Here is a 13252-nt window from a genome sequence, read left to right as displayed (position 1 = left end):
GGAGACACCATGTCCGCCCACAGCAACCTCAGTACCAACTCCACTCTTGGTTATGACGTGTTCGTCGCGGACCCGCTGCCCATGGCCGGTCCCGGACCGCTGCCGAACGGAGAACCCCGCAACTTCCAGCCCATCGCGGTCACCTTGATCCACGGCGCGCAGGACGCCGTCCTCGTCGACCCGCCACTCACCCTCGACCAGGCGCAAGCGGTCGGTGACTGGGTCGAGGCGAGCGGGAAGCGGCTGACGCACATCGTCGTCACCCATGGGCACGGTGACCACTGGTTCACCGCCGGGGTGCTGGCCGAGCGCTTCGGCGCCCAGGTGGTCGCCACCGCGGGCTCCATCGCGCAGATGCACAACAACGTGTACGCCCGGGAGGTCCTCTGGGACGTCCTGTGGCCGGGCCAGATCCCCCCGTCCCCGGTCACGGCCGTCGCGGCGCCCGGCAACCGCCTCACCCTCGAAGGACACGACGTCAGCCTCGTGGAGGTGGGGCATGCGGACAGCGACGACAGCGCGGTGGTGCATGTGCCGGACCTGGACCTCGTGGTGGCCGGCGACGTCATCTACAACGGCGTCCACGTCTACCTCGCCGAGTCCGCCGACGGCGACTTCGGCCCCTGGCGCAAGGCCATCGACACCGTAGCCGCGCTGGCACCGCGCCACATCGTGGCCAGCCACCAGAACAAGAACCTCGACGACGACGCCGCGCGCCTCTTCGCCGAGACCCGCCGGTACCTCGACGACGCCGAGGCCGCGCTGGCCGCGCACGGCACCGCGGACGCGTTCTTCCGAGCGATGCTCGACCGCTACCCGGACCATGTCGGCCCGACCGTTCTCTGGGTCAGCTCCCGCGCCCTCTACCTCGCGCGCGAAGGCGGCGACCCGGTGCAGAACCTCGTCGCGGCCTGGCGGCAGTAAGCCGGTCGGCCTGGGCGGCCTGTCGGCAGCACGCCGACAGGCCGCCCCCCCCGTAACACAACTCCCCACGAATCGACGGCGTCCCATGAGCGACTCACTGGATCTCGTTCTCGAGGCACACGGCGGCCTCACCCGCTGGCAAGAGGCGCGGACCATTCGCGCCGGGGGCGCGTCAGCCGAGTTCGTCCGCGCCTGACCATCCCAGGGCCCGGCTGCCACAGGCCGGGCCCTTCGGCCACCGCCTCGAAGGGAGCCCGCCTTGACTCGCCGTGACTGGAACCCCCTCTACGCCCCCACCTGGACCACGCCCGACGGGGCGCACTTCCGCACCGGCACCTCCCGCGACGCCCTCCAGGTCGCCCGTGACATTCACCGGACCGGCGAGCAGGGGGAGGCGTGGGACATCTGGGTCGTTGACGAGCGGGTCCGGGCTCTGCGGCAGATCATGGTGCAGAACTACTACCGCGACGGGGCCGGCCGCCTGCGCTGGCGCACCGCCGAGGACGGCGGGCTGCCGCCCTCGGCCGTCGCAGTCGTCTCGCCCTACGACCCGACGGCCCGCTATGCGCGCCGCGGACATGTCACTCGTTGGAAAAGGGTTCGTCGCACATCTCACCGAGACCTGTGATCCTGACGGCGTCAACGTGATCACAGATGTGGTCACCACCGACGCCACCAGCTACGACGCTAAGGCTCTGCCCGGCATCCACACCCGGCTGAAGCGCCGCGGGCTGCTGCCCGCCGAGCATCGGGTCAACGGCGGCTACACCTCCCTGGTCCATCTGGAACAGGCAGCCCGCGAACACCAGGTCACGCTCACCGGACCGCTGCCGGTCAACTCCACCCGCCAGCACCGCAAGAACGACGGCTTCGGCTGCGACGACTTCCACATCGACTTCGACCGCCGGCAGGTCACCTGCCCGCAGGGCGAGACCAGCGCGGGCTGGCACGGCCCCTATCATCACGATCCCACCCGAACAGGTCTGTACCCTCCGGCTGCTGACCGCCAACCGGCGCGACCTGATCGCCGAACGCGTCCGCCTCGTCAACCGGATGCGCGACCTGCTGTGCGGCATCAGCCCGGCCTTGGAGGGCGCCTTCGACTACGCCCGCTCCAAGGGCGCCGTCATCATGCTGACGCACTATCAGACCCCGCCCGCCCTGCGGCGCACCGGTGTGAAACGGCTGGCCACATGGCCTCAGCGGCGCAAAGTTTCGCAGCCCTCAGAACATCGCGGAGAAGGCCGTCGCGGCGGCGGACCGGCAGCACACCACCTTGCCGGGCGAGACCCGCGCCGCAGCCCTCTTGGGCAAGCTGGCCCACCATCTGCTCACACTCGACGCACGAATCGCCGCCAACGACCGGGAGATCCACGAGACCTTCCGCGCCGACGACCGCGCCGAGATCATCGAGTCCCTGCCCGGCATGGGCCCGACCCTGGGCGCCGAGTTCGTCGCCATCGCCGGAGACCTGTCCACCTACCGCAATGCGGGCCGCTTGGCCGCCCACGCCGGCCTCGCCCCCGTCCCACGCGACTCCGGACGCCGCACCGGCAACCTGCACCGGCCCAAACGGTACGACCGCCGCCTGCGCTGGGTGTTCTACCTCTCCGCCCAGAGCGCCATGCAGTACCCCGGTCCCCCAGAGACTTCTACCTGCGAAAACGAGCCGAGGGCCTGCGCCACGTTCAGGCCGCCTTCGCTCTGGGCCGCCGCCGCGTCGACGTGCTCTGGGCGATGCTCCGCGACAACCGCCCCTACGTACTCACCCCACCGAACGTCCGGGGCTCTGGCTGACGCTGTCGTGTCTCCCGGGGCTTGACAGCCCATTGAGATTCAACGAGCCGGATCAGGGGAAGCAACAGGTTGATCCTCTGCGAGCCCTTAGCTGGCTACATCACCCCAGCTCAAAGCGAAGCACATTATCTACCTGTTGAACTGCAGCAGCCCAGGTCAACAGCCCCTTGATGTTGCAAGTGTGCAGGTAACTGACACCGAACGCGCTCTCCGCCGGATCACCCGACAGGCCAACGCCATCGGCCTCACCGTCCGCTTCGACCTCATCGCAGCACCCTGAACCTACCTGCCTGCCAGCGTTCAAGCTTCATTTTCGGACCAGAGTCAGGCTGAGCCCTGGGCGGCCTGTGCGTCCAATCACAAGCCGCCCGAAGCGGTCAGCTGAAGAACGGGTCGTCCACGACGTGAACCCAGCCGCCGTCCGGCTGGCGTCGAAGGATCTCGGTTGTGGTGGAGATCACCGGCTCCGGTCCGGCTCGGGTGAGGATGGCGTTGTTCGACACCAGGGCGACGTCGTCAACCTGTCGAATGTCGCGCAGTTCGAGCTTGAGGTGAGCACCGCTGTCGACCATCTGCTGCATGGCCGCGCGGATGGCGTCCGTGCCCACCAAGTGAGTTCCCGGGACAGGGACGAAGTGGGCATTCGGCTCGTAAAGCGGTACCAGGCCCTCTACGTCGCCTGCCTCCAGGTACTCCATGAACAAGGTCCCCACCTGCTCAGGCGTCTCAGCGCGGCGCCGGGCGACGGCGCCGACGGGCTTGTCGCCCCAGCCGGCCCCGGCGAGCAGGTCGTACCAGCCGGGGTAGGCGCCGTAGGGCAGATGGCGGCGCAGCAGGTCGCCCGGGAAGGTCAGCGGGGACGCCTTGTGGGGCTTGGACTTGGTCTGGGTGAGGATGGCGTCGCTGAGCGCGTAGCCGAGGTCCAGGCGCGGGAGCAGGGCGTGCACATCGTCGGCAAGGCCGGATGGAAGGCTCTCACGCCGAACTCCGAGGATGTCGGTGCTGATGCCGGCCTGGGCCAGCGCGACCACCGTGCCCTTCCGCTCGGCGATGCCATCCGAGGTGTGCAGGGCGATGGCGTCCCAGGCAATGGCGATACGCCCTTCTTCGACGCCGCGCTCGCGCAGGAATGCGGCTGCGGCGTCAGCGCCGTCGACTTCGAAGCGCTGGTCGCCGTTGCCCTCCTCGGTCACGCCGATGTCGTGCAGAACACAGCTGAGGAACAGCAACTCGTCGTCGTAGTCGGTACCGGCGCGCAGCCCCTGGTTCTGAGCATGAGCGCGAGCGAAGACATAGCTACGGACGCTGTGATGGAGAAGGAATGCGGGCGAGATCTGGTCCACATCGGCGTATGCGTCCCGGGCGAGGTTCGTGTCGGGCAGGTCGAGCTGCTCAAAGACGGACAAGCGTGCGTCAGTGGTCATGATGTATCTCATTCGTTCTGATGCCCCGGTACGGGGCCGATCGGTTCGGTGTCCCGGCAACGCGCTTACGCGTGTCTCGGAGGTGTAGTGCACGGCACGTGGAGCCACGGCAGATCGCCCTGCCGGAGATGTGTGGCCCGAATGCTGTGCTTACAGCCGGGCCACGAACGCGCCGATGTGCGCGGCCACCTGGTCGGGCACCTCACGGGGCAAGAGGTGCCCGGTGTCCTTCACAATGGTCAGCAAGGTGGTCGGGATCATCGGAAGCAGGTAGTCGGCGAGCACGGTCAGCGGGTCAACCTTGTCGTGGCTGCCTGGGAGACCAGCACCGGCGTCAAGCGCCGCATACGCCCGAGCTTCGTCGGTCAGATCAGATTCAGCTCGTCCAGGAAGCTCGCCGCGATGGAGACGTCGCCGTTCACCTGAGTCACCTCACGCCACGGAATCCGGGTGGTCGACCAGGCCAGGAAGTCGAAGGCGGACGACGTCACCACAGCCGCGGGAGACGGAGCGGTGCCGCTGTCGTCGACGACGATGGCATCCCCGACGCGGTGGACAACGACGCTCGTCGATCCCGGTCCTGTCAGATCGAGGCCGACGGGTGCCTGAAGCGAGCGATACAGGGTGGACTGCATCTTCGGGATTCCGCCCATGAGCCAGCTGACAGCGGGCGCCGTTCGATCTTCGTCCATGGGCGGCACCGCGACATTCAGCGGCCCGCGGGGAGCGAGGAGATCGAAATGGAGGTGCGCGGCGAAGTCGAAGGTGAACATGTTCGCGATCGCGTGCAGCTCATACGTCCCGAGGTCGAGCAACTCCGCCGTGGACGACGCGAGGGGCTCCTCCTGGAGGGCCTCGAACACCGGAAACGCGGCTTCCGACTGGGCTCGCAGGAAGTCGACGACCGCGGCAGGCTCCTGCTCGCGGGTCGAGCCGACCAGGACGTTGTTCAGGGGCTCGATGCCGAGTGGCGGATCCGGGTACTCCAGCGTCCCCTGGACGGCTGCCGTCAGCAGCGAGACAAGCTGACCGGTGTGCGAGAAGACGTCCTTGACCGTCCAGCCCTCGGCGCCGCTGGGGCGGCTCCAGTCGTCGTCGCCGAGCGCCTCAGCCAAGGTGAGCATATCCTGCGTCAACAGGCGGAAGCCTTTCATCGCTGCAACCGTCATTGTTTTCTCCATTCTTTTTTGGCCTGCCCGGGTCGGACAGCTGGCTCGAAAGTGTTCAGGGGTCTTTATTCTTAGGCTTCGAAGGTGTCAAGCCACCCTCTGGTCGCTGTGTTGCGGGAGCGGGACCGGTGCTCGGTCCCGCTTCCGCAGTCACTTTCCGCGCAGCCTCACCGATTTCAGTAGTCGAACCACTGGTTCAGCGCTTCGACCTTGTCGTCGGTGTACGGGGGGAAGAGGTGGTCGATCGCGACATCCGGCGGCGAGATCAGGATCGACTTCGCGTTGGTGAACGTGTCGAATCCCGACTTGCCGTAGTACTCGCCCATTCCGGCCGTGCCCACGCCGCCGAACGGCATCGATTCGACGTAGAGGTGAATGTTCACCTGGTTCACCGCGCCGCCTCCGAACGAGAGCTCACCGATGAAGCGGTCGATCGTCTTCTGGTCGCGGCTGAACACGAAGCCGGCGAGCGGCGAGGGCATTGCCGCGATGCGCGCGAACGCCTCGTCGAGGGACGAGTAGCGAAGCACGGGGAGGATGGGGCCGAAGACCTCGTCCTCCATGATCTTGTCGTCCCACGAGACGGGGTACACGATCGTCGGGTCGATGTAGCGTTCCCCCGGGGCGGACTGGCCACCAGCGACGACCTTCTCGGGATCGACGAGACCGGCCAGACGCGCGACCGCCGCCGCGCTGACCATACGGGAGTAGTCCGGGTTGTTCCTCGGGTCGTCGCCGTAGAGCTCGGCCAGCGCCTTCTTGGCTTCGGCCACGAACTCATCGGCGACCGACTCGTGGACATACGCGTATCCCGGCGATGTGCACCACTGACCGCCCCAGGCCGTCGCACCCCACACGATCTTCTTCGCGGCGTCGGCGATGTTCGCCGTCTGGTCGACCAGCGCCGGGTTCTGGCCGCCGAGTTCGAGAACCACCGGCGTGAGATGCTCCGCTGCCGCGCGTGCGACCGCCTTCCCCACCGTCGGCTCCCGGTGAAGAAGATGAAGTCGAACGGGAGCTCCAGCAGTGCCGTGTTCGAGGCCCTGCCGCCCAGCACGGCCGTCACGTCACGGGGATCGAAGTACCGCGGAACGAGGTCGAGCAGAACCTCGGCGGTGGCGCTCAGTGCGCTGCTGAGCGACAGAACACACGTGTTGCCCGCGGCCAGCACCCCGAGCGCGGGACGGATCAGGAGCGTCAGCGGACCGTTGGAGGGCCCGATGACGAGCGTGACGCCGTAGGGATCGCGATGGACCTCCGCGCGGTGGCCGGTCGCGGCGAGCGCCCGCGGAACCGGGGCCTCGGCCGGCTCCATCCAGTCCTTCAGCTGGCTCTTCTGGAACGCGGCCTCGAACACCGCGGACGACGTCTCGAAGACGTACTCGGACTTGGCGGTCTTGAAGTCGCTGCGTATGGCCTCCTGGAGGCGGTCCTCGTTCTCACTGATCAAGCGCGCCATACGGTCGAGCTGATCGATCCGCCACTCGTACGATCGTGTGATGCCTGACGCGAAGCGCGCCTTCTGAGCATCGAACACGTCCCGGAACTCGTTCGCCGGAACACCGGCCGGCGTGGCCTGGGCCAGATGCTGCGTGGCCATCGTTCACGCCCCCATCGTCAGGACGACACGGAACCGCGCTTTGCCGGAGAGCATCTTCTGGAAGCCCTCGTTCACACGGTCCAGTGGCATGGTCTCGGTCATCGGCCGGATGTTGTGCAGGGCGCTGAAGGCCATGGTGTCCTCCACGTCCTGCGAGGTGCCCGCGGGGTGACCTCGGACGACGTGGGCGCTCACGAGCAGCTGGGTCGGGTTGATGCCGAGTGGAGTGGAGTCCACTCCGATGGTCACGAGCTCCCCGCGGGGGGCCAGACCGTCCACGGTCGCGGTGATGGCCTCGGAGTTGCCCGCGGTGGCCAGTACGACCTTGGCGCCGCCGAGGGACTGCAGCGCTTCGGCGACCGGAGTGCCGGAGGTGCTGTCGATGTAGTGATGGGCGCCGAGCTGCTTGGCGAAGTCGGCCTTCTCGAGGCCTCGGGCGATGGCAACGGTCTCAAAGCCCATCGCGACCGCGTACTGCACCCCGAGGTGCCCCAGGCCGCCAAGACCGAGCACCGCAACCAGATCGCCGGGACGGGCGGAGCTGCGCCGCAGGCCGTTGAAGACGGTCGCGCCGGCGCAGGCCATCGGCCCCGCGTCGACCGCCGACAGCGCGTCGGGGATACGGGCCAGGGCGTCGGCGGGCGCAATCACCTTCTCGGCGAATCCTCCGTCATACGTCCACCCGGGGACCTTCAGGTTCCGGCAGACGATGAAGTCGCCCTGCCGGCAGGGCCTGCAATGACCACAGCCGCCCCCGAACCAGCCGACCGCGACCCGGTCACCGATCTGCCATCCACGGTCCTGAACGCCCTCGCCCAGTTCCTCGATGTGTCCGGCGATCTCATGCCCGGGTACCTCGGGGAACGACACGCCTGGGAGCCCAGCGCTCACGAAAGCCGCGTCAGAGTGGCAGACGCCGCACGCCTCCACGGCGATCCTGACCTCACCGAAACCCGGCTGCGGCACCTCTCGCTCGGTGAGTTCGAAGGTGCCGTCGGGTTCGTCCACCTGCGCGACTCGATAGGTACTCATTTTCAGTACTCCTCGGGGAAGGGAAAGTCGTCGCCGTACATCGACATGCAGCTCAGGGACTGTTCGCTCACGATGACCCTATTCCTGTATTTGCTCATGAAGTGTTCCTGTCTTCGACGTTACTCATGAAGTTTTCCTGTCTTCGACGCACCTCTGAGTGATCACCTTCTGTCTGCCATTTGTAGAAATTGGCACAAGCACCCTGGAAGACTGCCGGTCAAGCCGCGCGCCGCCCGACCGGGCGTCAGGCCGACCTTGTGAGGGATCTAGCGGTTCCCGGACAGACGAATAACCATCTATTTGACGCGGCGATTCGCCGTCCCAGAATTCGATGTAAGGGCTGCCTCGCGGGTCAGGTAAATCACGCGTAATGCGCGTCGCTCACGCGTGATGCGCGCTCGTTCGAGTCAAATCTCGTCGATGAACTCGTACTTGCTTGTCACCGGGGATCTCTCCGCGAAGTACGCTGCAGCTCTTTTACCGACTTTCTCGCGGAACTCCGTATGCGTGTCGAGATTGGCACGGCAGCAGTCCGAAATCTGTCAGGAGGTGTCGTTGCTATCGATCGTCGTCGGAGCCGCGTCAGGAGACGACAGCGTTCGGCGCCACGCCTCGCAAGTTTCGGGACATCCCGATCGCCACCCGGAGATCGCACCGGTGATGAGATAGGTGGAAGACATGGCGGTTGCTCCTGTACTGGGCCGTGCGGCCGGCGCACGGCTGAGGTTGCTGAGAGAGCCGGGTGGCGTCCCGTTCTCCAGCCAACCGCTCGCGCACACCGGCGAGGAGCGTGGATGTGGCCTCGTTGTTCCTGGGACGCGCAGGGCCACCCTGCGACTGTCCGCGCCCGCGGATCGGCGCGATCCTTGGTCCATGGAACGGAACGAGAGGCTCAGCGACTTCCTGCGTGCCCGGCGTGCCGCGATGGACCCGGAGCAGCTGGGCATCCATGTCGACGCGCCGCGTCGGGTTCCCGGGCTGCGCCGGGAGGAGCTGGCGGCGCTGGCCGGCGTGAGCGTGGACTACTACACGCGGCTGGAGCAGGGCAGGCCGATCACCCCGTCGGAGTCGGTGCTGGACGCCTTGGCGAGCGCGCTGCGGCTCGACACCGCGGAACGCAGCTACCTGCACGCGGTCTCGCGTCGGCCGGCGTCCCCACGTCGCCGGGCCCCGCGCACGGTGCAGAAGGTGCGGCCCGGGGTGCATGCGTTGCTGGCGCGGCTGGGAGACACCCCCGCCTTCGTGCTAGGGCGCCGCACCGACGTGCTGGCGGCCAACCGGATGGCCCGAGCTCTCCTGGCCGACTTCGACGCCATGCCCGTGCGGGAACGTAACGCGGTGCGCTGGATCATGATCGACGATGCGGCGCGCTCGCTGTTCGGCGACAGCTGGGAGCGGATCGCCGCCGAGTTCGTCGGGGCGCTACGGATGGACGCCGCCCGGCACCCCGACGACGTGCGCACCGCGGACCTGGTGGGCGAGCTGTCGATGCGGAGTGAGCCCTTCCGTCGCTGGTGGGCCGTGCAGAAGGTGGTTCAGGTAGGCCATGACACCAAGGTGCTGCACCATCCGATCGTGGGGGAGCTGACCTTTCACACGGAGGCCCTGACCTTCCCCGACGACCCGGATCAGACGCTCTTCACCTTCCTCGCCGCCCCCGGGTCGCCGTCCGAGGAAGCACTCGCCATGCTGGCCTCGTGGGCCGCCGGACACGCCCAACCCGGCCGGGCGCGAGAAACCCTCCGCGAGCAGAACCGCTCGTAAGGCCGGTGCGGCACTCCCGCACGACCGACAAGGCGCTCTGCCAGGATCCAGGCCCGCCACATCCAGCAGATGGCGCTCATTCCCCGTCACCGTCCCCCGCGGGCCCGCGTGCTCGCTCCTTCGCGTGCGCCGATGACACCGATCACAGTGTCCGTAATGAGGTCCAAATGGCTGCGGTGGCCGGGCAGTCGGGCGGGGACTGATGCAACTGAGCGGTCCGACGTGGGTGGCCGGGTCCAGACGGTGCACGGTGACCTTCCCGGCACGCTGTGCCCGGTTCCAGCTGCTGTGTCGGCACAGCTGCCAGCGCTGCGGGAAGATCCAGGTGCCGGCCCGCTCGATCCGGTCGTTCGCGCTGGTCAGGCAGTACAGGTGCTCGGCGTGGGTGAGGTCGTTGGCTCCGTTGTGGAATCCGCCGATCATGAGCAGCAGGAGCAGGGCCCTCAACGTGGTGTGCAGTTCGCCGACGGCGCCGGTGGCGACCTGGGCACCGGGTGGTCTGACCCGTGAGGGACCAAGCGCGTGCTGGAGTCCGCTCTCGAAGAGCACGATCCTGCCGGCGCCGGTGCCGACAGCGGCAACAGTCGCAGCGGGGCCCGGTCCAAGCCTGTTCTGACCGACGTGGGTCCAATGGAGATCACGGAGCCGTGGGATGTCCAGCGGCAGGTCCGCGATCTCGGTGGGATCGTGCTGCGCGCGCTCACCTCGCCGCTGCCGATCGCCTGGGTGACCGCCGACTCCGCCTACGGCCAGGAGTGGCGCTTCCGCCGGATGCTGGAAGAGACCGCCATCGGCTACGTCCTGGCCGTCCCGAAGTCCCAGCAGGTGCCGCGCTTCGGCCGCATCGACCACCTGTTCACCTGACTTCTCCCAGGAGGCCCCGTCCTTCTGGGCGGGGAGGAATGGGTCCTTGGAGCGGAGCCGCGGAGCGGCGGAGATCTCTGCGCATTGGTCGTGACCTGTGCTTTCGGCTGTTGTCAGTGGTGGCGGTTAGGTTGAAGGGGTGAAGGTCGTGGTGCAGGTGAAGCTGTTGCCGTCGCCGGAGGTGGCGGCGGCTTTGGCGGCGACCTTGCGCGTGTGCAACCGGGCGGCTGATGCGGTATCGGTGGTCGCGTACGAGACGGGCACCACCTCTCGCAACGAGCTGCAGAAGCTCGTCTACGCCCGCTTGAAGGCGGAGTTCGGGCTTGCTGCCCAGCCGGCCGTGCGGGTGGTGAAGAAGGTCGTGGACGCTTACGCCACGTTGCGGGGGAACATCCGGGCGGGAAACCTCGGCCCGAACGGGTCGAGGCGGCGCGGCCGTGCGGAGTCGAAGCCGGTCGTCTTCCGCCCCGATGCGGCCCAGCCCTACGACGACCGGATCCTGTCCTGGCAGCACGACGCGCGGACCATCAGCATCTGGACCGTGGCCGGGCGGATCAAGAACGTCCGGTACACCGGGCACCCTGCCCAGTTGGCGATGCTCGAGAAATACCGGCGGGGCGAGTCGGATCTCGTGCACCGGGCCGGCATGTGGTTCCTGATCGCCACCTGCGAGATCCCGGAGGCCCCGCTCAACACCCACCCGGCGGACTGGATCGGTGTGGACCGGGGCATCGCCAACCTCGCCACCACGTCCGACGGGGACAACTACCAGGGCCGCCGTCTTGGCCGCTACCGGCGCTGGCACGCCCGCAAGCGAGTGGCCCCGCCGACCACGTCGCCGGGGTCAACGTACGCAACCGCGCACGCTCGGCGTGGGTTCTGGTCAACGGACCCGTACCACAAAGGACCTGAACACCTCCTTTCGCTGGTAGATGCGACCCGTGACCGCCCTGTCAGACGTTCTTCTGCACCTCGGCGACGATGGCGGCCTTCTGCTCTTTGGACCGGGAGCGCAAGGCGGTGCCGTGCACGGATATGCGCTTGAACAGCAATTCGGCCAGGTTGAGGTTGCCCTCCAGGCCGTTCTGGAGGCCGATGACGACGAGGCGTCCGCCGACGGCGAGGGATCGGATGTTGCGTTCGAGGTAGTCGCCGCCGATGACGTCGAGGATCACGTCGTAGGGGCCGTGCTCGGCGAAGTCCTGCGTGCGGTAGTCGACCGCCACATCAGCGCCCAGTTCCAGCGCCCGCGCGACCTTCTCGGGTCCGCCGACAGTGGTGACGACTCGGGCCCCCAGCGCCGTTGCAATCTGGATCGCCACGGTGCCAACACCTCCGGCCCCACCGTGCACGAGGAGGGTCTCGCCTTCCTTCAGCCCGGCGGTCATGACGATGTTGGACCACACCGTGGCGACCGCCTCGGGCAGGCCCGCGGCCTCGACCAGGCCGATTCCCCTCGGCACCGTGAACAGCTGTCCCGCAGGGACGGCCACCTTCTGAGCGTAGCCGCCGCCCGTCAACAGCGCGCAGGCCTCATCGCCCACCTGCCAGCCGCTCACACCCTCGCCGACGGCGCTGATACGGCCCGAGACCTCCAGTCCCGGATACGGCGAAGCGCCCGGTGCCAGGGGGTAGAGTCCCCAACGCTGCATGATGTCCGCCCGGTTCAGGGCACTGGCCACCACATCGATGACCACTTCGTCGGCGGCCGGAAACGGGTCCTCGACCTCGATCCATTCCAGGACCTCAGGGCCGCCCGGTTCCTTGATCGACACTGCTTTCATGACGCTCCGTTCACATGACTGGGACAAGGGGCTTCCACGGACGTCCAGGACGGGGTGCTCGCGGCATGACCTTGCCCGAAGTCCGGCGCCGAGGGTGTGTCACGACGTCACGCACACCGCACCGAGAGGGAATGAATGACAGCTCGCGTCCCGGATCCCCGAGATGACCTCAATGTTTACACTGTAGACATTGAAGCACAAGGCATGCAGCTGCAACATCGGAGGGACAGCCGCCCTGCCCAACGTCAGGCTGGCACCCGGCCCCCGCCCGACCGGCCTTCTCGGAGGCGCCAATGCGCTGCCATGACGATGTCGGACCACACTGCGGCGACAGCTCTAGACAGGGCCGTGAACTCGTCGACAAGGCCGACCTCTTCGACCTCGGCGCCTTCCAGGCCCTCGGCGCCACCGGGTCATTGATTGATCTTGCCGTCACCGCGCTCCGCTCATGCAGCCGACGCATGAGGCTTCCATGAGTACCAGAGGCGCCCGGGAGTTAACAGCGTCATCAACACGGGGCTGTGGCGGTCGCCATGCGGCTCCGATGGTTCACGGGCGCCGCGTGCTACCTGACGCGAGAGACCAAAGGCACTCACCTGAAGGACGTCTGACGCTGGATACACCAGCCGATGCCTCGCGGGTGGTCGCGGATCAACACCGCCAGCCCGCCCCCACCCTGCCCGTTGGCCAGTCCTCCCAGCGCAACACGACCGGTTATGCCCTAGTCTGCACGTGAGGTGCGGCCGCCGTCCGTAACATCGCCGCAGGGGCGGCGAACAGTGCGTGGACGGGGGCGCGGACCTGGTCGGCGACCACCTCGGGGGTGGAGGCGTCAAGCTTGCCGTCGAGGTGCAGGAAGGCCAGGCCGTGGACCAGCGCCTGTAGACCATCCCG

The 13252-nt window shown here is 67.6% G+C and carries 10 protein-coding genes and 3 pseudogenes; 6 read left to right on the top strand and 7 right to left on the bottom strand.

Translation table 11 applies throughout. The features are described 5' to 3' along the window. The first annotated feature begins 9 nt into the window (after positions 1-9). Together ACWCP0_RS35320 and ACWCP0_RS35315 are read left to right on the top strand one after the other, a co-directional pair. Entirely contained in the window at positions 10-924 is a 915-nt protein-coding gene (locus tag ACWCP0_RS35320; protein WP_451082838.1) for an MBL fold metallo-hydrolase, read from the top strand. A gap of 259 nt (positions 925-1183) precedes the next feature. Continuing rightward, positions 1184-1552: a hypothetical protein gene (locus tag ACWCP0_RS35315; protein ID WP_451082837.1), complete on the top strand. Its 369-nt coding sequence runs from the start codon at positions 1184-1186 to the stop codon at positions 1550-1552. On the opposite strand, the gene ACWCP0_RS35310 is transcribed toward ACWCP0_RS35315, so the two are convergent. Then, a complete protein-coding gene (locus ACWCP0_RS35310) occupies positions 1506-1874 on the bottom strand; it encodes a hypothetical protein (protein ID WP_451082836.1) in 369 nt (122 codons plus the stop codon). The two genes, ACWCP0_RS35315 and ACWCP0_RS35310, sit on opposite strands and share 47 nt — an antisense overlap. Positions 1875-1893: 19 nt before the next feature. Between ACWCP0_RS35310 and ACWCP0_RS35305 the strand changes: the two are divergent. After that, positions 1894-2721 (top strand): annotated as a pseudogene (locus ACWCP0_RS35305) (IS110 family transposase); the annotation flags it as partial. Positions 2722-3098: 377 nt separating this feature from the next. Here ACWCP0_RS35305 and ACWCP0_RS35300 read toward each other — a convergent pair. From ACWCP0_RS35300 to ACWCP0_RS35280, 5 genes and pseudogenes are all read right to left on the bottom strand, one after another. After that, positions 3099-4145: a nuclear transport factor 2 family protein gene (locus tag ACWCP0_RS35300; protein WP_451082835.1), complete on the bottom strand. Its 1047-nt coding sequence runs from the start codon at positions 4143-4145 to the stop codon at positions 3099-3101. A 150-nt stretch (positions 4146-4295) separates the two neighbouring features. Continuing rightward, positions 4296-4430, bottom strand: coding sequence for a hypothetical protein (locus tag ACWCP0_RS35295; protein WP_451082834.1), 135 nt, complete (start codon positions 4428-4430; stop codon positions 4296-4298). A gap of 80 nt (positions 4431-4510) precedes the next feature. Next, complete coding sequence (locus ACWCP0_RS35290) at positions 4511-5299, bottom strand: maleylpyruvate isomerase family mycothiol-dependent enzyme (protein WP_451082862.1); 789 nt, start codon at positions 5297-5299, stop codon at positions 4511-4513. A 191-nt stretch (positions 5300-5490) separates the two neighbouring features. After that, positions 5491-6914 (bottom strand): annotated as a pseudogene (locus ACWCP0_RS35285) (aldehyde dehydrogenase family protein). 3 nt (positions 6915-6917) lie between these two features. Next, entirely contained in the window at positions 6918-7946 is a 1029-nt protein-coding gene (locus tag ACWCP0_RS35280) for an alcohol dehydrogenase (protein ID WP_451082833.1), read from the bottom strand. A gap of 873 nt (positions 7947-8819) precedes the next feature. Here ACWCP0_RS35280 and ACWCP0_RS35275 point away from each other — a divergent pair. The 3 genes and pseudogenes from ACWCP0_RS35275 (at position 8820) to ACWCP0_RS35265 (ending at position 11619) form a co-directional block, all read left to right on the top strand. After that, positions 8820-9710 (top strand): helix-turn-helix transcriptional regulator, encoded by an 891-nt coding sequence (locus tag ACWCP0_RS35275; RefSeq protein ID WP_451082832.1) that lies wholly within the window; start codon positions 8820-8822, stop codon positions 9708-9710. 684 nt (positions 9711-10394) lie between these two features. Continuing rightward, positions 10395-10565: pseudogene (locus ACWCP0_RS35270) on the top strand (IS701 family transposase); the annotation flags it as partial. Positions 10566-10713: 148 nt separating this feature from the next. Beyond that, a complete protein-coding gene (locus tag ACWCP0_RS35265) occupies positions 10714-11619 on the top strand; it encodes a hypothetical protein (protein WP_451082831.1) in 906 nt (301 codons plus the stop codon). Here ACWCP0_RS35265 and ACWCP0_RS35260 read toward each other — a convergent pair. Beyond that, positions 11528-12358, bottom strand: coding sequence for an NAD(P)H-quinone oxidoreductase (locus tag ACWCP0_RS35260; protein ID WP_451082830.1), 831 nt, complete (start codon positions 12356-12358; stop codon positions 11528-11530). The two genes, ACWCP0_RS35265 and ACWCP0_RS35260, sit on opposite strands and share 92 nt — an antisense overlap. Positions 12359-13252 lie beyond the last annotated feature (894 nt).

The organism is Streptomyces sp. NPDC001970, from assembly GCF_053594115.1.
Note: the sequence above shows the minus strand (reverse complement) of the source record. Positions and strands in the feature narration are given on the sequence as shown.

What these genes read in the sequence shown, in the direction of transcription:
- ACWCP0_RS35300 (WP_451082835.1), bottom strand. Translation starts at nt 4,145, where the DNA reads ATGACCACTGACGCACGCTTGTCCGTCTTTGAGCAGCTCGACCTGCCC.
- ACWCP0_RS35280 (WP_451082833.1), bottom strand. Translation starts at nt 7,946, where the DNA reads ATGAGTACCTATCGAGTCGCGCAGGTGGACGAACCCGACGGCACCTTC.
- ACWCP0_RS35260 (WP_451082830.1), bottom strand. Translation starts at nt 12,358, where the DNA reads ATGAAAGCAGTGTCGATCAAGGAACCGGGCGGCCCTGAGGTCCTGGAA.
- ACWCP0_RS35275 (WP_451082832.1), top strand. Translation starts at nt 8,820, where the DNA reads ATGGAACGGAACGAGAGGCTCAGCGACTTCCTGCGTGCCCGGCGTGCC.
- ACWCP0_RS35290 (WP_451082862.1), bottom strand. Translation starts at nt 5,299, where the DNA reads ATGAAAGGCTTCCGCCTGTTGACGCAGGATATGCTCACCTTGGCTGAG.
- ACWCP0_RS35320 (WP_451082838.1), top strand. Translation starts at nt 10, where the DNA reads ATGTCCGCCCACAGCAACCTCAGTACCAACTCCACTCTTGGTTATGAC.